Origin of the sequence: Moritella dasanensis ArB 0140 (assembly GCF_000276805.1) — a bacterium.
GTDB classification, from domain to species: Bacteria; Pseudomonadota; Gammaproteobacteria; order Enterobacterales; family Moritellaceae; genus Moritella; species Moritella dasanensis.
In genome coordinates this window covers 96,767-117,491 of sequence record NZ_AKXQ01000008.1, presented here as the reverse complement: position 1 = coordinate 117,491, position 20,725 = coordinate 96,767, and the positions used below count along the sequence as shown (strand labels likewise).

The window sequence follows — 20,725 nt, the reverse complement described above, 5'->3', positions numbered from 1 at the left end:
GCTTAATTTACGTCCTTAATTTACGACATAATAACTGCGGTAAGCGTTTCAACATGCCGAATACCAAACGCGTGTGCATCCATGAAATCGCCACGTTGTCTTCCCATAAGCGGAAGTGTGACACACCATTTTCAGGGTAGTTTACCTTAGTTGGTAAGAAAGTGGTTGTTACGCCGTCCCAATATAACCGCACCATAATCTCGGTATCAAACGCCATGTATTGACCAATATTATTATTTTTAGCTAACAAACCTAAGGTCTCAGCCAGTGGGTAAACACGAAAACCACACATGGTATCTTTAATATCGAATGACAGCGTTTCAATCCATACCCAAACATGGGTTAGGTATCGAGCGTAATAACGATGTTTGGGAACTGATTCATTATAAATAGGCTGGCCACTGATCAGTTTATGCGGCTGCGCCTGTGATAAGGCCACCAGCTTGTTGATATCAGTAATATCATGCTGTCCGTCGGCATCGACTTGGATAGCATGGCTAAAGCCCAACCCATTAGCACATCTTAAACCCGTTTGAACTGCCGCACCCTTGCCCTGATTATGACGATGATTGACCAGCGTGAGATAATCGTACTTATCCGCTAAGGTTTGCATAAATGCAGCGCTGTCAGCATCACTGCCATCATTCACCATGATCACAGCTAAGTTATATGCCCCTAAATCGCCTAACAGCTTATCAATCACCACTGTGTGATTATAATTCGGAATGACAATACAATAACTCACGCCTCACCGGCCTTACTGCCTGCTGATATATTAATGCACTCAGCGGTAGCAAAAATAAGGCGCCCGGATGAATGCGATTTCACATCACCGTTTGGCATTATCGATTTATAACTAAAGAGTACTTTCTCGGTGGATTTTTTAGTCAGTGTCAGCACGACTTCATGACCCGGTAAGATCATTTCCTGAAACTTCAGTACTTGTATATCCATGACATCAGTCGTAGCCATATTCAGATACTGTTTTGCGTACTCAGCAGCCCAGTGCAGTTGCACCACACCCGCTAAAATTGGCGCTTGATCAAAGTGGCCTTTAAAATAGTCCAAGTTTGTCGGGATATGTAGCGTTAATACCACCGTATCATCAAGATTTTCAGTACTCAAGATCTCGGTGTTAACAACGTCTGCATCCACTTTTACTAATTCAGTCAAACAATTTCTCCAATTCTTTAATCACTAATTTACCTTGAGAGTTAAACGGCATAATGTCTGGATAACGCCATTTTTTAGGTAAACAGATACGTTCAAATTCACCGAGTAAATGCTGTTTTAAGCGATCATTTAATAATTTTTTACTTTGTTGCTGCAGCAATGCTTGCCCTGCTTCGGTCAATTCAATAACGGCTGCTAATACTTGTTTTTTCTCGCCATCAAGGACTATAACTCGCACTTCATTAACCAACGCATGCTGCTGTAAACAACGTTCCATGTGATCGAGGTTAATGCGTTTTTCTTCATGTTTAATGGTGCGGTCAGCGCGGCCTAACATAGTAAAATGTTGGTCATCAATACGCTCTACGCGATCTTCCGTAACGTAATCATCACCCGCAATATACGGCGATGTTAATACCAGTTGTGCCGTGTCAGCCATCACTCGATAACTGATATCAGGGAAAACACGCCATGCACTTGGGCTTGATTCCTGACACTGTCGCCATGCAATCCCACCAGTTTCGGTACTACCAAAGACTTCGATGGGCGCTTGTCCTAACTGGCTAAATAACAGCTGCGCTACTGTAAATGGTAAGGGTCCGCCCGAACTAAACACACCTTGTAATTGCGCTTTGTTCGTCATCAATACATTGTCTAAACTCAGGCGTTTAAGGTGCGCAGGACTAGAAATTAATAACGCCGTTTGCTTACTGTTATCAGTGGCGTTTTTATCTATATCTTGATCTTGTTCTTCATCTAACCCTTGTGTCAAACACTGGCTAATATGTTCTGGGTATTCAAAGGTATCATTAACAATGGCTAAGCCAGATTTCAACGGTAGAAACAGTTTAAATAACAGCCCGTAGATATGCTGATGAGAAACGGTACTCACGAGTAATTGCGTTGCAGCTAAACGTGCCTTGAAGGTTTTAATCAGTACATCGACTTCGCAGTTAAGCTGACTAAACTGTTTCACAATCGGTTTATGTTGCCCTGTCGAGCCCGAGGTGAAAAAGGTAATTTGACAATCTAATGGCGTAAACAGATCAGCTCTACTTGATAATGCATCAACCGGTACGTCTGAATCATTGTTGCTGGTATTACTACTATTACTATTACTATTAGAGGCCGCACCATTCGTATCAATCGCATCCAGACCATCGACCTTGATATCACCTAAGGTAGCCTGACATTGCCCCGCGATATGCATGAGCGTTTGCTGCTGTGCATTCGGTGGCATCACGATGTGGCGACCTTCGAGTGCTAAGGCAAAAAAGCCCACCGCAAAGTCATAACTTGATTGATGAAACAGCAATACACTGTCAGCATCACTTTGCACGATACCGAAACGAGCATGATTAATATCAGCACTAAACTGCTTAAAACTCACAGCGCGTTCATTGATATAAAAACAAATGTCTCGCTGGTTTAACGCTGGTTTAGTCATTACTTACACTTCCTTTCTGCAGGCTTTTCAAGTTGCGCAGCTCGACGCTGTACAAACAAGCGCACGATAAACTCAATACCAGCTAAACTACCAATCAAAATATAAGCAATAAAACCGTTGTACAGCGTCCACACTTTGAAGCTGCTATACAGCGCGGTATACAATGAAATACTGGCGTTAATGATGAAAAAACCACACCACACCAAGGTCACTTTACGGATGTAACTCAATGCATGATCGGGTAAATTCGGATCTTGTAGACGCGCGAAAGTTTCAATCACAGTAGGTGGTTTCAGGTAAGAATAAGCAAATACCGCGAGCATGGCAAAGTTGACCATCAACGGATATAACTTAAAACCAATCACTGAATCCGTAAATAACGAGGTGACAATTGCTAAGCCCCCTAACGCGGTTGCAGGCAACAGCCAAGGCATTTTATTTAATACCCCGCGTAACATCACTAAACGCGATAGCAACAAGGTTAATAAACCCAGCGCAAGCCAAAAAGGACTCACATAATTGAGCCCTAAATAAACCGCAAAGGGATACAGTAATAAGCATAATCCCAACAGCACCGTCACTACTTTCTTTAGCATTGTATTTTCAACATTATTTTAATACATAGCGTCTTCAACATGTAATATCTTGATGAACTAAGCAGGTGGTGATTATTTTGCTGTCGTTAGTTTTTCAATTTCGTTCACTACGTCTTCTACTGTACGCACTAATTTGAACACTTCAGGTTCAATTTTTTCGTTAGTAATGTCACGTAGTTTAATCACTAAATCAATCGCATCGATACTGTCTAAGTCTAAATCTGTATAAAGATTGGCACTCATATTAATATCGTCGGCTTCGATTTCAAACTCTTCAACTAAGATGTCGGCTAATGTTTGGTAGATGTGTTCTCTAGATTGCATGGAAAATCCTTAATTAAGCCGTTGTACGAGTCTGAGTAATGAATGCACTTAATGCATTAATCGATGAAAAATGTTGTTTGATTTCTTCTGAATTTGCATCGATTTTGATGTTGTAATGTTTTTTCAGGATCAAGCCTAATTCAAGAGCATCGATACTGTCTAAACCTAAACCTTCAACGAATAATGCATCCGCGTCATTAATATCTGCGACGGTAATATCTTCAAGGTCTAACTCAGCAATAATCAGCTGCTTAAGCTCAGTTTTTAATTCAGTCATGGGATTGTAGTTCCTGTTTAAAATAACATTCAAGTTCACGGCAATAATGGCGCACTTGTTTACTCATCGATATGTCGTCGGCAATAGCAATTGCGGGAACGTCACGCGTCAATTGCAGCATAAATTTGGCTTTGGTACTGGGGATTTGATACCAGGATTCTGCTTTCGTTAATGTACTTGGCGTCACCTTGATAATAACAGCGGTGATTGGTGCATGACAGCGTAGCGCGATATTGGCCGCGCCACGTTGAAATGACACCGCTTTACCGGGAATAGTGCGTGTACCTTCTGGAAACACAATCAGGTTATTACCTTGCGCTAACGATAGTTTACACGCAGCAAGCAAGGCATCGGGGTCGTCATTACTGATATAACCGGTATTTTTGATAACACCACGAATAAACGGATTGCGGAATAAATGGGCTTTCACCACACAATCAGCATTCGGTAACATAGACAGCAAAACCACCACATCAATCAAAGACGGATGATTGGCAAGAATGAGTTGCCCTTGTAACTGCGCCAGTTCAGCGCGATCTCGTAGCTCAAATTCGAATATCCGAGTGAATGCCATGGTGGCAATAAAGAATCGAAAGCTATAATGTACGGTTTTACGCGCTACACGTTTTTGCGCTTGCTCATCACGAATACACAATTTTTGTAGCGGAAATACCAATACCGTCAGTATCACGCCACCCGCGCCAAATAGGCTAAAGCACAGCGCAGTAGCAAATAACCGCCAAAGATAATTCAATGTCTTAAATAGATAATTAAGGGTTTTAAATAAGTAGTTAGCTGCCTTAAACATCCGTCATTCCAGTGATTAACTCACAAGTCCAAACATGACGGTCAGAGCTATACTGTAATGCTGGCAACGCGACATCTGCTGCATCTGCTGTCGCATCAAACCAATGCATAAAACACACAGCAGCGGGTAATTTCAATTCAGTATTATCTTCTTTAGCATTATCTTCTTCAGCATTGCCTTTTTCAATATCAGTACAGGCGTTAAAGTTCATCTCTATACTGGCGATTGTCGCAGAGGTGATAGCCGATGTAACCACCATAGCAACCGCATGGTCAACTTGCTGTTCGTCTGCAAACTGTGAGTACAATTCAGGTAATACTCGATCGACATGGATAATAAGCAGTTTATTAGAACGCCCTGACTTTAACCGTGCATACGCATCAACTAGTGCATAGAAAAAGCTGTCTTTTCCAGCAGAAATCGCGTTAATAGCTTGCTTGTTTTGCTTGATAATACTGTATAAGCCCGGTACCGCATTATGTACAGAGGTACTAAATGCCGTTGGAGAAATGTCTTGGTCTGCGCTTAACTCGGTTAATAGTTCTGCGGTTTTATGCAAATCACCATGGCGACTAGAAAACACAATATCAATTTGTGCCGCTTGCTCAGGAATTTCAGACTTTACTGTTTCAATCGATGTAGAAAGCATAGAAGGTGCAGAGAGCGCATTTTCAGCTGTATACAAGGCAATCTTGGCGAAAGGACTTAAGCGACGGCGCTGCATTGCCGGTACAAATTCGAGTTTTGGCCAAGCAGGTGTATTCGTTTTATTGTCGTCAGTAGGATTCGCTTTGTTAGCGTCTAAAGTTGACCAAGCGTTAATACTTTCTAGATGTAACAGCAATGGTTTCTCCTAAAAAAAAATGGCGACAATTAATATGCCGCCATTTTAATTAATCATTGATAACAAATCAATAACTAAATAGTAATAACATTACATATCAATGGGTTACAAAGCAGGCTTTATGCTACTATATCGTATAATAATGGCTATTTGATTGTAAACTCAGCAATTAACAGCGCTTACTTTCGCTTACAAAATATCCCGTTGCTTTATTTTTATAATCGTTTTTATAATCGTCTTTTATTATCGCTATTTCTTTTTACAGGCTAACAGAGTATGCCCGAGGCCGAGATCATCAGTATCTTGATCGACATACAAGCCCGCTTCTTGGATCAAACGCATCATGTCTTTTGAGTGATACATTCGACTATTACCATTGGCCATAGCCGTAAAGTAGATAGACGTGGCATTGACACAATAAGCGCCCGCTTCATAAGGTTGTCGATCCCAGTAGGTTTCTAAAATATACAAACGGCTATCAGCAGTCATGACATCTGCAGCACGTTTTAGAATACTTAAAATTTCACTTTTGCTAAAACAATCTAAGAATTGGCTCATCCAGACGGTATCAGCACCGTCAAAGAAAGTACGGCTTTCATCGAGTAAATCGGTTTCATGGCCGTGTACGCGATCCTCTACACCGGCCGCTTTAGCATTTGCTAACGCAACATTAAGTTGCCCCGGTAAATCCATAATAGTCACATTAATGTCAGCATCATGCTTGGTACAGGCTAATGACCATTTACCGGTATTACCGCCCACATCTAAAATGTGTTTTGGGTTATGTTCAAACAATAATGCCAGTACTTCAGGAAAAGCATGATCGGAATAATAATGATCAAATTCAAACCAACTGCGTTTTGCTTCTTCCGGTAGTTGGCTTAGACCCGGATAAATGGTTTGCCAGTCACCGAATACTTTTAGCCCTTCAGGTTTGCCCGTCTCAATAGCTTTATCTAAATCAAACAGACCTTGATAACAAACATGATGGGTAAAATCGAGATTCTTTAATGCCATGTCATCATTTAGCAAAAAGTAACCAACTTTATCTAAAATGAAGTTGTCTTCTTGTTGCCATACCAGCCCCATACTCAAGCCCATATCAAGCAATACACTAATACCGTATTCACTGGTATCTAGCTGCTGAGTCAAGGTTGCTAAGCTAACGCCTTCTTTATCAGCTTCGTCTACGGCTTTTAAAATACCAAATTTTAGTAGGCAACGCGCAACCTGAAATGCTACGGGTGCGAAAGCAATTTTTTGTGCTTCAAATTTTGCATTAAACGCTGACATCTCAGCGGGTTTATCATAAAAAGCCATTATTACTCCATGAATGAACGGGTTCGGCACACTAATATAAGGATAGGATTCTAATCTAAATCATTAGTACTTTCTTTGTTAAGATCATTTTTTCATCAAAAAAAAGCGCAATGATATTACCGTGATCGTCTGTGGTAAATACTTTTTGACCATAGTTACTGACTGATGGCGTAGCGCCAGTGCCCCCGCCAAGTCAAACGACCTGCAATGTCTAATTTATAATGGCCTTCTGTCGTCGCGACAATATCTAACGCATAGAGTGCACCTAACGCTGAAATATTATGGATATAGAAATAGATATCGAAAACTTACCTCCAATACTGTACAACAAAATATAGTTGAAGAGATTGAACAATTAGTATCTAAAGGCAGAAGCTATTCACTTGGTATTTACATATTATATAATGGGTAACAAAGTTAACTAAAATCGAGATGTTTAAACATCCATATGCGAGTAGAAATTACTTTAGCTGACACGAATCTGCCCCAAATTGTGTTAGAGCAGTGACTCACTCATAATATGAACATATGGTTTGTGCATACGTTTGTTCATGTGAGGAATTGGAGTGATTTATCATATATCAACTGCTCACACGAACCTATTGCGAGCTCAATTGGGATCCAACCTTATCGATCTATCAAGTTAATAACCTTATATAAATTCATTACCCAATTCAGTTGCAATAAAATCAAACACTCTACGAACCCTGAGGCTAGTTCGAAGTTCTTTATGGCATACTAGCCAAACAGGTAACGTCATAATTGGTCCCATGTGCTCGAATGCACGAACTAACTTCGGTTCATGATCTCCCATTGTTTGAGGGAAAAAAATGACACCTTGGCCTTCCTTGCAAAACCCTAATTGTAATATTTGGGATGAAGTAACAAGCGAAAAATTCTGCTTCGATAAGTCCCACCCCCGTTTATTGAGTAATTCAGTCACTGAATTACTACGGTCAAAACCTATAATTTGTATGTTTTCTAATTCAGAAAAGTCTGTAATATTTGGCAACCTATTCAAATACTCATGTGTACCGTAAAGCCAAATAACCTCCTCACCTATTTTCTTAGCAATCAAATCATTTTGCTTGGGATGAAAACTACGAATTGCAATATCGGCTTCACGACGTTTTAAGTCGCTAGGTTCATTCGTCACTACCACTTCAATATCAATACCAGGTTCTTCTTGCCGTAATTTAGCAATTATTTTAGGTAACATATAAGCAGCTGTTAATTCGCCGGCAGAAACGACAACTGAACCATCTATTTGTTGAGATTGCCCTGTCGCTACTAATGAAAATTCTAATGCTGCATTGCCCATTGAACGAGCATGTTCTAATAACGCTAACCCATTATTAGTTAACACTAGCCGTTGCCCTACTCGCTCAAATACAGTGATCTTTAATTCTGCCTCAAGTGCGGAAACTTGCCGACTTAACGTGGGCTGGGTTAAACCTAGTGCTTTAGCTGCGGCTGAAAGGGTTCCTTCCTCAGCTGTCACTAAAAATGCACGAATGTGATTCCAATCGAAATTAACTGATTCCCAGCTCATACAAATATGTATACCTACAATGTAATTATCACAGTTTATATTCCATTTACGTATTGGTAAAGTAATCAAAATAATTAATGCTTGGAGATAACAGAATGACGACACTTATTGTTGGAGCGAGTGGTGCAACGGGCCGTTTGCTAATTAAGCAATTACTTAACGCTGATGAAAAAGTAAAAATAATTGTGCGATCAGCTGATACCTTTTATAGCGTATTACCTGATGAAATAAGGCAAGATAATCGCTTAATAATTACTGAAGCTAACTTGTTGAATATGACTAATGCGGAATTAGAAAATCAGGTACAAGGCTGTCGAGCAGTGGTTTCATGCCTTGGCCACAATTTAAGTTTGAAGGGTATGTTTGGTCACCCTAGACGCTTGGTAACCAATGCAGTTCAACGCTTATGCCAAGCTATTGAAAAAACAGCACCATCTTTAAAGGAGACACCTGTTAAATTTATTCTAATGAACACGACGGGTAATCAAAATAAGCATGATGATGAAAAAGTATCAACTTCTCAAGCACTGGTTGTTACGATGATAAGAGTATTCTTACCTCCACATGCAGACAATGAAGCGGCAGCTGAATTTTTACAAACACGTATTTTGGGCAACCACAACCAGATTGAATGGGTAGTAGTTCGTCCAGATAGTTTAACTGATGAAACATCAGTCACCGAATATGATGTCTTTACATCGCCTATTCGCAGTGCCATTTTTGATGCAGGTAAAACCAGCAGGATCAACGTTGCTCATTTCATGTCACAGTTAGTAAGTAACGTTGAGACATGGAATAAATGGAAAGCTAAAATGCCAGTGATTTACAACGTTTCAAGGTAATAAGTTACACAAACGTTTATTTAATTAAAACTATTCACAAAAGCTACGAACATACGGACACATATAATGAAAATGAACTATTTCGTTTTAGGCACAAATAACATGCAATTAGCAGTTAAATTCTATGATGAGTTATTTGAGGGCGGTGAAATGAAAAAATTACATGCCGAAGGTCGAATGACGTTATGGGGTGGAAATGATTTTATGTTTGCATTAGCAGAACCCTTTGATGGTAAAGAAGCGACTGTAGGGAACGGTGCAATGGTTGGCTTTAATATTGGTTCTTCGTCTGAAGTAGTACGTTTATATAATAAAGCGTTAATCATTGGCGGAATTGATGAAGGTAAACCAGGGATCCGTTCAGGTCGTTTTTCTGCTTATGTGAGAGATTTAGATAAAAACAAGATATGTTTATTTGAATAGAGATATTTGATCGTACAAAAGTCATTCTTATCTTTTGCGTAAAATATTTGACATGACTTAGTTAGAAAGTGTCTAAGAAACTAGGGAAAGAGCACGTTGCAGAAATTGTAACGTTTTGTACCCAAGTGCCTCAGCAGATCAATTCAAATTGCCCCCTCACCATCGGCTTTACAATTCACAATCGGCTTTACAATCACTCTAACTCGATTCTGCCCCCTTTTGGCTTAGAGCTTTAACTCACTCGAAATATGTTTATATTGGTTTGCCATATATTTTATTATGCATGTGAACACCAAGGGACTTTGTCGTATCATAACTACCAAGCGACTTTGTCGTTTTTATAATTACCAAGGGAAATTGACGGATCGAATTTTTAAGTAATCCTCTTAGTATCACTATAATCAAAACAAAAAAGCACGCTAAATAGCGTGCTTTTGCTTACCCCAATATTTAGCCATCAATACCGGCTAAGGCGTGACGATATTAAATACACCTTCAGGTTGGTCAAGCAATGAGAAGAAGTTAACTAAACCAAGTTTACTGCCTTCAATACTCAAGTCATCTGATAGTAATACTTCAGATACGCCTGCTACACCAATAACCAAATCAATAAATAACGCATGGCTAATATTTAATGTCGCATCTGCCGTCGTATCTTTAGGCGCAAGTTCATGACGTAATACCGCATTATTAAGTGTTAACACATAGTTTTTATTCAAGTCGGTAAAGTTGATGTTTAACGTAAAATTTTCACCAAATGCATCAGGACCAATAACGCGCGCCCCCATACTTTCAAAGAACTTATCAATTGGCGTTTCTAGCATAATCACTTTCATTGACGCTAAATCGATCACCTTGTCAGCAGCGCCATGGCGTAATTCATAAGCACCAGAAAGATAAACATCACGCCAAGGCGCTGATTCAGCTTGATAGCCTAGTTGATCATAACTGCTCGCAAGCAGCTCTTTGGCATCTTTGTTATCGGCATCAGCAAATACAACGTGGTTTAATAGCTCTGCACTCCAACGGTACTCGCCGTTATCATAAGCCGCCTGTGCATTAACGATCACCGCTTCTGCACCGCCCATTAACTTCACATACTTAGATGCTGATTCATATTCAGGTAACGGGTCTAAATTAACCGGATTCGCATCGTACCAACCAAGATAAGCCTGATAAATTGCTTTCGCATTATGTTTCACAGTACCGTAATAACCGCGACTCGAAAAAGTATTGGCCAGCTTTGGTGGCATTTCGATTTCTTCAGCAATTTCTTTCGGTGTTAAACCTGCATTCATCATACGGACTGACTGATCGTGAATGTACTGATAGGTATCACGTTGGGTGACCAAGAACTCATTAATATTGTCTTGTCCCCATACCGGCCAATGATGACTACCAAAATAAATGTCTGCGTCTTTTTGCTCTTCGATAGCCTCATCAATCGACTTACTCCACAGCACAGCATCACGCACATGTGCACCACGTAGGGTATACAAGTTGTGCATCGTCTTCGATACCATTTCGGCACCGCAATACGCTTTCATTGCAGGTAAGTAGAAAGTAAATTCCGATGGTGCTTCCGTGCCCGATACAATTTGGAATTCGAATTCAACACCATCAATAATCTTAGTTTCATTACTACTTACTGTTAATGTTGGTTCTAAAATACTAAAGGTACCAAACGGGACTGCTTTACCTAAACCAGCATCGACATGTCCGCGCTCAGAACGTGGTAATAAATTACCGTACATATAACTTGCACGTTTACTCATCGCAGGACCCGCGATAATATTTTCGTTGGTAGCTTCTTCCATAAAGCCACCCGGCGCGACAACTTCAATATCAGCAACATCATTACCTGCCGCTTCAAGTAATCCATTCACACCACCAAAATGATCCATGTGGCTATGGGTAAATACGATAGTCGATACAGGACGGTAGCCAAGTTGCTTATTCACAAAGTCGAGGGCTTTTTTCGCCGTTTCAGACGTTGTTAGCGGATCAACAATGATCCAGCCTTTTTTACCTTCAATGATCGTCATGTTGGCTAAATCAAAACCACGGATCTGATAAATACCTTCCGTTACTTTGAACAAACCATTAATATTATTTAGCTTAGCTTGGCGCCATAAACTGGGGTTAACACTGGTTGGCGCTTGACCATTAATAAAGTCATAATCAGACAGGTCCATAATCGTTGTGCCGTCGCTATATTTAACAACAAACTCTGGAAGTGTGGCAATAAAACCACGATTAGCATCGGTAAAATCTTGCTTATTTTCGAAAGGAAGTGCTTCAAAAACGGACTGATTCAATTCAGTCGTATATTCAGAGGCAGGTGTAAATCCATATTTATCTGGATTAGTACTCGCGTATTTTTCATCATCGCTTTGGCCGCAAGCAGCTAAGAATAAACTACCAGAAGCAATAACAGCTAATGGAAAGTATTTCTTTAATTTACAATTAGTTGTTATTGTATTTTGAATCTGCTTGCTTAAGTTCTTTTTATTAAACATGTCCATATAGCCATTAGTAGTTACGATAATGACAAGGTATCACAACTTATTAACAAGCCATTTATCATTTTGCGCCCACTTAGTAATTGCATCTAAGGGCGCTACCAATGAACTGTTTTTTAAGACCTTTTTACGACACTTGTTTACGACACTAATGTTACGATGTTTGTTTACGGCACTTGTTACGACAATCTTCACGATACTGTGATGGGGATTGTGCAAACCATGTTTGAAATGCGCGGGTAAAGTTCCCCATATTCTTATAACCTAAGTTTTCTGAAATGATTAAGATTGACTCTTCTGTTTTAGTCAAATAATGCACCGCCAGTTCTTGACGTTTGTGTTTTAAAATATCTCTAAACGTCAGGCCTTCTTCTTTCAAACTGCGGCTAATTGAGCGTACGCTCATATTCAACATCACCGCGATCTCGTCCAGAGTGGGTTCGCTATTAGCAATTGAGCTGTGTATCAAGCGCTCAATCTTTTCAGTTAATGACATTTTATCGAGTTCAGAATTAATGGCCATTTTCTTTTCTAGCATGAGATTTTTTACTGAAAACTGCGTTAACACCGATTTATTCAACCACAGACAATTAACTTCCTGAGCAAACTTCATCTCACAGTTAAAACTGTCTGACCAAGGGCGTGTACTTTTAGGCTTATTACGCACCAGATCAACATGGTGTATAAACGAATCTGAATCAACAAAATCATTAATAATACTGACAAAAGAAGAGAAAAACGCATCAATAGCCATCTCGCTAATTTCCACCCCCTCCAGTGGCGAGATGGTCACGCCAAGCAAATGCGGGGTATTATTCAGCGTCAAGCAAACCGAGTTACTTAACTTACCGTAATAACTCGGCAGCCCTTCAAGTACTTGCAGTACTGAGTCTGATTTTTTGATCAGGTGGTTATAAACATGATTCTTTTTTATATTTGAATATTGACCGACAATCAGACCAAAATGGGGCATTTGGGTGATCAGCGCCACTTCTTTCCACAGCGCGGTCATTTGTTTTATATCGAGCAACGAGTAAGGGTCATCTTTTATATCTGCTAATGAAATACCGGCATTTTTAAACACTTCATTAGGATCAAAGTCCATGGCATGTAACGCGTTAGCAATGGATAAGCTCCATGCCGCGACAGTTGTGTATTTGATTGCTTGATGCATGTTCGATAACCTTTGAAAATAATTAATCGATAATGATTAATGCGATTAAATTTAAATTAACAACTAATTTACTAAATTTAAAGGAGGTTACCGATATTTTCAGCGTTCTGTGGACACTAGCAGGTTAGTTGCTTAATCCATCAACGTTTAATTCATCAGTATTTAATACCAATTACATTAAATAAGTGGTGCTGGATCCAAGCAATAAGTGCAATTGGCTCGCGACTTGATCCAAGTAATTATGTTTAACACCCGGAAAGCTGTCATACTAGGCCGATAGAATTTAGTATTTTGAAGACTAAGATTAAAGTGAGAATAAAATGATCAATATATACCGTGTATCTTTCCCTGATGGCAGTGTTTATATCGCAGCGAAAAAAACGCCGCCAGCAAACGCAGTTAAAAGCTATGAGTGGGCTAAAAATCACGCTGACCCAACTCGTCCATTAGTTGTTGCTTACCTGAAAAGTAAAGGTCAAAGCACGTTAGAAATGTTACATTCAGATCTAACACCAGACATGGCTAAAAAGCTAAAAAGAAGATATATCGTTGAAGCAAGACAAGCAAAACAATACGTAGTTGTTTAGATTACTATTGATTGCCTAATACTTACTTAATGATCGTCTAATCATTAATTGAGTGATACGTCTGCAGCAATGCACACCGAAAACACACAAGACAACGGAACTGTCTGTGTGTTTCTTATTACTACCTCGTTATACAGCCCTATTATTAAGCCGTTATTACCGACTCGGTTTTACACGCCTTCCTGTTGCAGATAAGCCCGGCATGTTCTAAAAAAGAATATAAACCAGGTCACAATCCCGAATAACTTAAAACCATCCTCGAGCAAAAACTCATACCCTTGTTGTTCTAACAATAAATCAGCTAATACTGACAGTGCAAAGAAGCTAAAAGCGATAAATAAAGTTGCGTACTCATGACTTAAAATTTCAGTTCTGAATTTAACCAAGTAGACTAAAACCATGACGACGTAACCGAGATAAACCAATTTCTCAGGTATCATTAAATGATTCGGCAATAAGGAGTCATGTAGCATGAACATATCATCCAATAACAACCACAAGGTCAGTAAACCTGAATAGAGTAAGAATTGAGAGGTGGTTTTATTATTACCCTGCTTATGAATAACAGAAGAAAAGAGACAGATCGCCGCTGTAAAAGCCCAAAATAACATTCCTATGTTAGATATAAAACCAACATACGAAGGACCACCCAGCACAACGGTTGGATCACGTGTAAACGACGAGATCGGTATATTGTAATAACCGCTTATCATCGTAATAGAAAATAACAAACCGCCTAGCATAATATAGGTTGAAGATAGCAGCTGAACACTACGCCTCATTTGGATTATTATATTTTCAGTTGCTCGCATACAAACCCCTAACGTTATAATCTATTACTATAAAGAGCACTATTGGTTTTTTATAGTATTAATTACGTTTAAGCTTGGTATACGCAGGAGTAAACGCAACTAATTAGCTACGTTCTGCTAGGGTTGAATTAAAGATCAGCAAGTGTAATGTCATCAAATTGATACAGTTGACCACCGAATTCCTGCACAAAAACTTCCGCATCCGATTTTAAGCTAAAACTACCTAACGTTTGCCCCATTGCACCCGTTTTAGTAGAACCGATGACAAACCAGGCCTGTTTAGCATCAATGAAGTGCTCGTCGTTCGGTTGACCCCAAGGTGCCTTACTCATGTCATGCACAAATACTTCGCGCACTTGGCGTTTATTTTCGGGTTGCAGAATAAAACCAAATAGATCCCGCGTAGAGCAAAATTTATTTATGTTGTCTTGGTTGGCAGTATAGCTTTCGCCTTTCGGCCCAGGGAAATTGCTGATTGTCATACCACACAAATGACAGCTATCAGCTTGTTCAATCTTCACTGCTTGTTGCACCATTACCTGCTGCTCTGTTGGTTCACTGCAGCCGACAGCAAATGCGAGAAATAGACCTAAAGACAAGATTTTTAATTTTGAGTTAAACATAAATATTCCTTCATTAATTTAATGCTATTTCGTTATAAATAGGCTTGATGATAGTTAAAGCTTTTTATTAGCAAACACGACTCTCGCCACCGTCAAGGGCACCAGTATCCACGCCAGCATGATCGTCATTAACACCGAGATAGATTGACTCGAATTAATCGCCACTGCAATCACGCCATTGACATCACCGCTATCCAGCGCAGCAAGGTTAATCAAGCGAAACACGTCGGCAGGATTAAACATCATCACATTGACTAATCCCTGCTGGGTCAAACCATCGTCAACGCCCACTAATGCAGCCAACAACGCCAGATCAAAAACCAATACAAAGAAAAACCACACCAATAAGGCAATGCCTGCGGCTTTTGATTTTTCATTCACAGCAATGCTGATCACGTAAGCCACACTGATAAATACCAACCCTAGCAAGGTGGCGGTAACAATGAATAACCCAAAGGCAGCAAATACCCCCTCAAACCCAGATTGAAAGCCAATCATCACTGCGGCACTACCAAACCCCAGTACGGTCGCTAAGGTGATAATCGCGCCTTGACCAACAAACTTACCCAGTAACAACTGGCCCTTACTCAGCGGATACGTCAGTAACAGCAGCAAGGTCCCTGCTTCCTGTTCACCGACAAAACTGTCGTAACTCAATAACAAGGCAATGAGCGGGATCAAAAAGACCGCAAGACTCGACAAACTGGCAATTGTTGAAGACAGCGAAGCGCCCCCTTCCCCACCAGATGCAGCCGCGCCGTAATAGCTCAAGCCTAACGATAAAATTGAAAACACCGCCGTAATAGACACAAACCAACGGTTTCTTAAGCCATCTTGAAACTCTTTACTGGCAACCGCTAAAATAGCATTCATGATGCAACTCCCTCATTGATTACTGTCGTAGTGGCATTAGCATTAGCAGGATTAGATAAACCTTGAATGCCGCTAGGATGAGACATGCCTTTGATTGCCGCGGCATGAGATAAGTAATACTGATACAGCACCTCTAAACTGGCGGGTTCCACACTAATATCAGTCAGTCCGTCATATGCCATGACTTGTTTTAATACACTGATTTTTTCATGTTCCTGCACATGTAAACTGCCATTGCCTTGGATGAAACCAGCTAATAGCGGATCTGCACTTAATTGCGCATCAATCCCCTGAGTCTGAATAATCACAGGCAAACAAGCTTGCTCACGTAATTGTGCCAAGCTGCCAATTGCGATAGATTGTCCGCCCGATAAGATCATCGCCCGTTCGATATGTTGCTCAACGCCAGGTAATACGTGAGAGCATAAAATAATGCTGGCTCCGCGCTGCTTTAAACTGTCGACAGAGTGATAAAATTCTTGCGTCGCAGTGGGATCTAACCCGACTGTAGGTTCATCAAGTAACAACAATTTCGGCTCCCCAAGAAAAGCTTGTGCGAGCCCTAATCGTTGGCGCATGCCTTTCGAGTACGTTTTAACCTGACGTTTCATTGCATGGGTCAAGCCCACTAATTCTAATAATTCAGCTACTTGAGTACGTGGCACTGACTTTAACTTGGCAAAATAACGTAATACTTCCACACCAGTCAGGTGATCATAAAAACTCACATTCTCAGGTAAGTAACCAATATGACGGCGGTCTTGCCATGCTTGTTTAGATTGCGGATCACGACCAAAGATCGTGACATCACCACTGCTGGCTTTTTCAATCCCTAAGATAACTTTCATCATGGTGGTTTTGCCGGCACCGTTGTGGCCAAACAAACCCAGTACTTCACCTTCGGCAAGCTCTAGGGAAATGTTGTTCAATGCTTTTAATTGCTGAAAATGCTTGCTTACATTGGTCATTGATACGATTGAAGCGGTCATAATGAGTCTGTTGCCTCGTTATTTTTTGTGAGAACGCTATTGGTAATAGCACGGTTACTTAAAGACCCGTTTGTTGCAGAATCACTTGTTAACGTACGGCTCGGGGTCATTAATGGGTTACTGTCTTTTACGCCACCGGGTTTTAATATCGGAAATTGATTTTGCACCCAACGTAATAACAATACCGCAGGGCTATCAAGTAACACTTTCGCTTCTGGATATTCCCACACCATCTTATCAATACCATCATTGGGCTCAAATGCAGTATCACCTTTACCGTCACCATCGAGATCCCAGCCTAGGTAGTTGCTCCAATAATTACCGATGCCATCAACACTCCATTCTTGACGTTTATTGGACACATATTTCACTTGAATGGGGTTATTAATAAAGTTGTTACCATGTACTTTTACATTCTCAGAACCCGCGGTTAAATGAATACCAATCTCGGCAGTATCAACGGTATTGTATTTTATGGTGTTGTAACCTGAGTTGTAGATGAATAACCCTTTACCATCACGTCCTAACACCTTGTTTTCAGGCTTAGTCCAAACGTCTTTTATGTGATTATTTGAGATCTCTGAAAAAGTAATAAAGTTGAGTAAAAAGCCATAATCTTCGGTATTCAAACTGCGGTTACCCGACACGATTAATTTACGCGAGCTCATTAAGGCATAACCCACTCGGGCGTTATATGAGAAGTTATTCACTACCTTGTTATTATGTGAATACATGTAATGCACCCCAAAGCGCAGATCATGCAGGGTATTATTTCTGAGTTCATTATCTTGGCTGGAAATAACATACAGCCCATCACGGGTTTCGCTAACGGTATTCCCTTCTACTAGGGCTTTTGTCACCATCGAAAGCTGAATACCATTACCGCGATCTGAGGTGCGTAATGCGGCATTGCCTGTTACTTGATTATTCTTAATGAGTACATTTTGGCTACGCTGGACCCATATGCCGAAACCATCGCCTGTTAGCGTATTACCTTGCACCGTGATATTAGTAGATTTTTTGTCGGTATAAATACCTGAATTTTGCTCTGTTAAGTCACTGCCCCAGTTGTTAATGGTCAGGTTTTGAATGGTGATATTTGAATTGCGTAACTCAATGCCATGACCGATACCGTTGGCATTTATCACCGCGCCAGTTTCACCACTAACACGCTCTATTTTCCCTGTAACACTCTCTACTTCACCAGTTACAGTGATGCGTTTATTAACGATAAAATTGCCGATGTATTCGCCCGCGGCAATAATGACAACATCGCCATCATCAACACGATTTAACGAGGCTTGGAGATCGTCATCAGGTGTAACATGAATGTTTTTCGCCAAAACAGCCAATGGCACACTGAGCAATAATATAAACCATGTGAATACAGCAAATGCATGTTTAGCCATTAACATTCTCTTTTCAGTCATAAAAAGATAATAACAGGGAGTCTTCACTGTGCGACTCCCTGTTATTTAATAAGACTTAACCTATTACAGGTCTAGCCTCATCGCCTTTATTAACGTTATGCTTCGACGAGCATACGACCACGCATTTCCATGTGTAGCGCATGACAGAACCAGTTACAGTAATACCATTGCACGCCGGGTTTGTCGGCGATAAAGGTGATTGAAGCAGTCGCTTGTGGACCAATCTCCATCTGCACACCGTGATTGGTCATGCAGAAGCCATGGGTAACGTCTTCAACCATATCCAAGTTAGTCACCACAACCGTAACCTGATCACCTAACTTGACTCTGAACTCATTCATGCCATACACAGGCGCAACAGAGGTCATGTAAACACGCACCTTGTTACCATCACGAATAACCTTGTTATCCGTCATCGTGTTAACACCATCGGCTTTCGCCATTGCCAGTGTGTCGGCGAACATCGGATCATCACGAGTCCACAGTTTCTGTGGTTTCACTTTACTACGGTGCACCATAATACAGTCATGTGGTTCTGCGAATGCCGGACCATCATGTACCAATTTCATTTCATCACCAGAAATATCAATTAACTGATCATTTTCAGGACGTAAAGGACCCACAGGTAAGAAACGGTCTTTCGAGAATTTACATAAAGACACTAACCATTTGCCATCAGCATCACGGGTCTCACCTTGTGATGTATGGTTGTGGCCTGGTTGATAATGCACATCGAGTTTCTGCTTAATGTAATTCACTTTTTCGCCGTTGTGCGCACGGATCGCTTCTTCGACATCCCATTTGGCAATTTGGCTATCAAGGAATAACGTTGTATAAGCGAAACCACGGTTATCAAAGGCCGTATGCAGTGGACCTAAACCCAGTTCTGGCTCTGCCACGATGGCATCACGTGGTTTGATTTTGTCATCGAACAAGGCATCGAGTTTATCAATCGCAATAATAGACACCGTTGGCGATAACTTACCATTAGCGACAAAGTATTTACCACTTGGCGAGGTATTCAACCCGTGTGGTGATTTTGGCACTGGGATATAACGCGTAAGATCAGAGCCTTTACGACCATCAAGTACAGGTACGTCGTTGCCATTGTAAGTTTCGAACTTACCGGCTTTTAGCGCCGCTTCACAACGTGCAAGACTGAATACCACTACATGGTCTCGCTCAGCAGAAATCATTTCTCCTAGGCTCATGCCCATTTCTGAGTTGTAACAAGTTGAGGCGAAATATTTACCGTCATAATCGGCATCGGTATTATCGAGATTACCGTCGACCATGACTTGGAAAGCCATTTCCATGGTTTCAGCATTAATGACATTGAACAGTGAACGGTAGGTGCTGACGTCTTCCATTGATGCTTTACCATCGTTGTTCATTGGAATTTCGAATTCACCATTACAGATCACGTATTTGGTGTGCGGCACTTTTTGTACTCGTAAGCCATGAATAGCTTGCACGTTAGGCACAGTAATCATCTTGTCCGTTTTCATCACATCACAGCGGATACGGGCAACACGTGAATTAGCTTTATCATTAATGAATACGTATTTACCGTTATATCGGCCGTCAGTCATACTCATGTGGGGATGATGGGAATCACCCGCCAAGATATGCGCACTGTCGCCTTTAATACGCTTACTTTCGTCTGTTAAACCCCAGCCTGTCGCACTATCAATATTAAACACAGGAATACGCATTAATTCACGCATTGAAGGTACGCCCATGATACGGACTTCGCCAGAATGACCACCACTCCAGAAGCCATAATACTCATCCAGTTCGCCAGGATGTACAACTGGGCTGTTGGCATATTCAACACGCTTGGCTTGTGCCACTGACGAGAACATTGCCGCAGACATCGGGGCTAATACAGCGCCCGCACCTAATATCGCTGTTTTGCTAAATAAACTGCGGCGATCTGCATTCTCTAGGGTTGTTTCTTCAGACACTTCAATGTTGTCGTTATTTTTATTATCAATCATAAGACTCTCCGTGATATTAAAATTGTTTTATTGTGATGCGACTAGTTGGTCTTTATTCGGTGCTCATTACTCTTTTTCGGAATTAGGTCTTCATTATTCGGTATTCGCG

Annotated in this window: 21 protein-coding genes; 3 read left to right on the top strand and 18 right to left on the bottom strand. The window is 40.7% G+C overall.

Annotated elements, in window-relative coordinates:
* Positions 1-7: 7 nt before the first annotated feature.
* The 10 genes from A923_RS0108655 to A923_RS0108610 all read right to left on the bottom strand — a co-directional run bounded on the left by A923_RS0108655 (position 8) and on the right by A923_RS0108610 (position 8,341).
* A complete protein-coding gene (locus A923_RS0108655; protein WP_017221271.1) occupies positions 8-745 on the bottom strand; it encodes a glycosyltransferase family 2 protein in 738 nt (245 codons plus the stop codon).
* Positions 742-1,173, bottom strand: a complete 432-nt coding sequence (locus A923_RS0108650) for an ApeI family dehydratase (RefSeq protein ID WP_017221270.1) — start codon at positions 1,171-1,173, stop codon at positions 742-744. The genes A923_RS0108655 and A923_RS0108650 overlap by 4 nt, the downstream gene beginning before the upstream one ends.
* A complete protein-coding gene (locus tag A923_RS0108645) occupies positions 1,166-2,620 on the bottom strand; it encodes an AMP-binding protein (RefSeq protein WP_017221269.1) in 1,455 nt (484 codons plus the stop codon). Before A923_RS0108645 ends, A923_RS0108650 begins: the two co-directional genes overlap by 8 nt.
* On the bottom strand, positions 2,620-3,216 hold the full coding sequence (locus tag A923_RS0108640; protein ID WP_017221268.1) for a COG4648 family protein: 597 nt from the start codon (positions 3,214-3,216) through the stop codon (positions 2,620-2,622). Before A923_RS0108640 ends, A923_RS0108645 begins: the two co-directional genes overlap by 1 nt.
* A 72-nt stretch (positions 3,217-3,288) precedes the next feature.
* Entirely contained in the window at positions 3,289-3,540 is a 252-nt protein-coding gene (locus A923_RS0108635; RefSeq protein WP_017221267.1) for an acyl carrier protein, read from the bottom strand.
* A 13-nt stretch (positions 3,541-3,553) separates the two neighbouring features.
* Positions 3,554-3,817 carry a phosphopantetheine-binding protein gene (locus tag A923_RS0108630; protein WP_017221266.1) on the bottom strand — a complete coding sequence of 88 codons (264 nt, stop codon included), beginning with the start codon at positions 3,815-3,817 and terminating at the stop codon, positions 3,554-3,556.
* Positions 3,810-4,625 carry a lysophospholipid acyltransferase family protein gene (locus A923_RS0108625; protein ID WP_017221265.1) on the bottom strand — a complete coding sequence of 272 codons (816 nt, stop codon included), beginning with the start codon at positions 4,623-4,625 and terminating at the stop codon, positions 3,810-3,812. Before A923_RS0108625 ends, A923_RS0108630 begins: the two co-directional genes overlap by 8 nt.
* Complete coding sequence (locus A923_RS0108620; protein ID WP_017221264.1) at positions 4,618-5,469, bottom strand: beta-ketoacyl synthase chain length factor; 852 nt, start codon at positions 5,467-5,469, stop codon at positions 4,618-4,620. The genes A923_RS0108625 and A923_RS0108620 overlap by 8 nt, the downstream gene beginning before the upstream one ends.
* A gap of 249 nt (positions 5,470-5,718) precedes the next feature.
* On the bottom strand, positions 5,719-6,789 hold the full coding sequence (locus A923_RS0108615) for a class I SAM-dependent methyltransferase (protein WP_017221263.1): 1,071 nt from the start codon (positions 6,787-6,789) through the stop codon (positions 5,719-5,721).
* 652 nt (positions 6,790-7,441) lie between these two features.
* Positions 7,442-8,341: a LysR family transcriptional regulator gene (locus A923_RS0108610; RefSeq protein WP_017221262.1), complete on the bottom strand. Its 900-nt coding sequence runs from the start codon at positions 8,339-8,341 to the stop codon at positions 7,442-7,444.
* Between the two features lie 95 nt (positions 8,342-8,436).
* On the opposite strand from A923_RS0108610, the gene A923_RS0108605 reads away from it, so the two are divergent.
* Both A923_RS0108605 and A923_RS0108600 read left to right on the top strand, forming a co-directional pair.
* Positions 8,437-9,183, top strand: coding sequence for an NAD(P)-dependent oxidoreductase (locus A923_RS0108605; protein ID WP_017221261.1), 747 nt, complete (start codon positions 8,437-8,439; stop codon positions 9,181-9,183).
* 66 nt (positions 9,184-9,249) lie between these two features.
* Entirely contained in the window at positions 9,250-9,606 is a 357-nt protein-coding gene (locus tag A923_RS0108600; RefSeq protein WP_017221260.1) for a VOC family protein, read from the top strand.
* 467 nt (positions 9,607-10,073) lie between these two features.
* Here the strand turns inward: A923_RS0108600 and A923_RS0108595 are convergent, their stop codons facing one another.
* Complete coding sequence (locus A923_RS0108595) at positions 10,074-12,125, bottom strand: alkyl/aryl-sulfatase (protein ID WP_017221259.1); 2,052 nt, start codon at positions 12,123-12,125, stop codon at positions 10,074-10,076.
* A gap of 157 nt (positions 12,126-12,282) precedes the next feature.
* Positions 12,283-13,302: an AraC family transcriptional regulator gene (locus A923_RS0108590; RefSeq protein ID WP_017221258.1), complete on the bottom strand. Its 1,020-nt coding sequence runs from the start codon at positions 13,300-13,302 to the stop codon at positions 12,283-12,285.
* A 320-nt stretch (positions 13,303-13,622) separates the two neighbouring features.
* On the opposite strand from A923_RS0108590, the gene A923_RS0108585 reads away from it, so the two are divergent.
* Positions 13,623-13,889 (top strand): hypothetical protein, encoded by a 267-nt coding sequence (locus tag A923_RS0108585; protein ID WP_006030621.1) that lies wholly within the window; start codon positions 13,623-13,625, stop codon positions 13,887-13,889.
* A 170-nt stretch (positions 13,890-14,059) separates the two neighbouring features.
* Here the strand turns inward: A923_RS0108585 and A923_RS0108580 are convergent, their stop codons facing one another.
* From A923_RS0108580 to nosZ, 6 genes are all read right to left on the bottom strand, one after another.
* On the bottom strand, positions 14,060-14,701 hold the full coding sequence (locus tag A923_RS0108580; protein WP_026006156.1) for a hypothetical protein: 642 nt from the start codon (positions 14,699-14,701) through the stop codon (positions 14,060-14,062).
* 128 nt (positions 14,702-14,829) lie between these two features.
* Positions 14,830-15,324 carry a nitrous oxide reductase accessory protein NosL gene (locus A923_RS0108575; RefSeq protein ID WP_017221256.1) on the bottom strand — a complete coding sequence of 165 codons (495 nt, stop codon included), beginning with the start codon at positions 15,322-15,324 and terminating at the stop codon, positions 14,830-14,832.
* 54 nt (positions 15,325-15,378) lie between these two features.
* A complete protein-coding gene (locus A923_RS0108570; RefSeq protein ID WP_017221255.1) occupies positions 15,379-16,197 on the bottom strand; it encodes an ABC transporter permease in 819 nt (272 codons plus the stop codon).
* On the bottom strand, positions 16,194-17,186 hold the full coding sequence (locus tag A923_RS0108565) for an ABC transporter ATP-binding protein (RefSeq protein WP_017221254.1): 993 nt from the start codon (positions 17,184-17,186) through the stop codon (positions 16,194-16,196). Before A923_RS0108565 ends, A923_RS0108570 begins: the two co-directional genes overlap by 4 nt.
* Positions 17,183-18,595 carry a nitrous oxide reductase family maturation protein NosD gene (locus A923_RS0108560; protein WP_017221253.1) on the bottom strand — a complete coding sequence of 471 codons (1,413 nt, stop codon included), beginning with the start codon at positions 18,593-18,595 and terminating at the stop codon, positions 17,183-17,185. Before A923_RS0108560 ends, A923_RS0108565 begins: the two co-directional genes overlap by 4 nt.
* A 116-nt stretch (positions 18,596-18,711) precedes the next feature.
* On the bottom strand, positions 18,712-20,616 hold the full coding sequence (gene nosZ, locus A923_RS0108555) for a TAT-dependent nitrous-oxide reductase (RefSeq protein ID WP_017221252.1): 1,905 nt from the start codon (positions 20,614-20,616) through the stop codon (positions 18,712-18,714).
* Between the last annotated feature and the right edge of the window lie 109 nt (positions 20,617-20,725).

Coding starts and splice junctions, on each gene's coding strand:
- A923_RS0108645 (WP_017221269.1), bottom strand. CDS start 2,620: ATGACTAAACCAGCGTTAAACCAGCGAGACATTTGTTTTTATATCAAT.
- A923_RS0108640 (WP_017221268.1), bottom strand. CDS start 3,216: ATGCTAAAGAAAGTAGTGACGGTGCTGTTGGGATTATGCTTATTACTG.
- A923_RS0108635 (WP_017221267.1), bottom strand. CDS start 3,540: ATGCAATCTAGAGAACACATCTACCAAACATTAGCCGACATCTTAGTT.
- A923_RS0108630 (WP_017221266.1), bottom strand. CDS start 3,817: ATGACTGAATTAAAAACTGAGCTTAAGCAGCTGATTATTGCTGAGTTA.
- A923_RS0108625 (WP_017221265.1), bottom strand. CDS start 4,625: ATGTTTAAGGCAGCTAACTACTTATTTAAAACCCTTAATTATCTATTT.
- A923_RS0108615 (WP_017221263.1), bottom strand. CDS start 6,789: ATGGCTTTTTATGATAAACCCGCTGAGATGTCAGCGTTTAATGCAAAA.
- A923_RS0108610 (WP_017221262.1), bottom strand. CDS start 8,341: ATGAGCTGGGAATCAGTTAATTTCGATTGGAATCACATTCGTGCATTT.
- A923_RS0108605 (WP_017221261.1), top strand. CDS start 8,437: ATGACGACACTTATTGTTGGAGCGAGTGGTGCAACGGGCCGTTTGCTA.
- A923_RS0108600 (WP_017221260.1), top strand. CDS start 9,250: ATGAAAATGAACTATTTCGTTTTAGGCACAAATAACATGCAATTAGCA.
- A923_RS0108595 (WP_017221259.1), bottom strand. CDS start 12,125: ATGTTTAATAAAAAGAACTTAAGCAAGCAGATTCAAAATACAATAACA.
- A923_RS0108590 (WP_017221258.1), bottom strand. CDS start 13,302: ATGCATCAAGCAATCAAATACACAACTGTCGCGGCATGGAGCTTATCC.
- A923_RS0108585 (WP_006030621.1), top strand. CDS start 13,623: ATGATCAATATATACCGTGTATCTTTCCCTGATGGCAGTGTTTATATC.
- A923_RS0108580 (WP_026006156.1), bottom strand. CDS start 14,701: ATGCGAGCAACTGAAAATATAATAATCCAAATGAGGCGTAGTGTTCAG.
- A923_RS0108575 (WP_017221256.1), bottom strand. CDS start 15,324: ATGTTTAACTCAAAATTAAAAATCTTGTCTTTAGGTCTATTTCTCGCA.
- A923_RS0108570 (WP_017221255.1), bottom strand. CDS start 16,197: ATGAATGCTATTTTAGCGGTTGCCAGTAAAGAGTTTCAAGATGGCTTA.
- A923_RS0108565 (WP_017221254.1), bottom strand. CDS start 17,186: ATGACCGCTTCAATCGTATCAATGACCAATGTAAGCAAGCATTTTCAG.
- A923_RS0108560 (WP_017221253.1), bottom strand. CDS start 18,595: ATGGCTAAACATGCATTTGCTGTATTCACATGGTTTATATTATTGCTC.
- nosZ (WP_017221252.1), bottom strand. CDS start 20,616: ATGATTGATAATAAAAATAACGACAACATTGAAGTGTCTGAAGAAACA.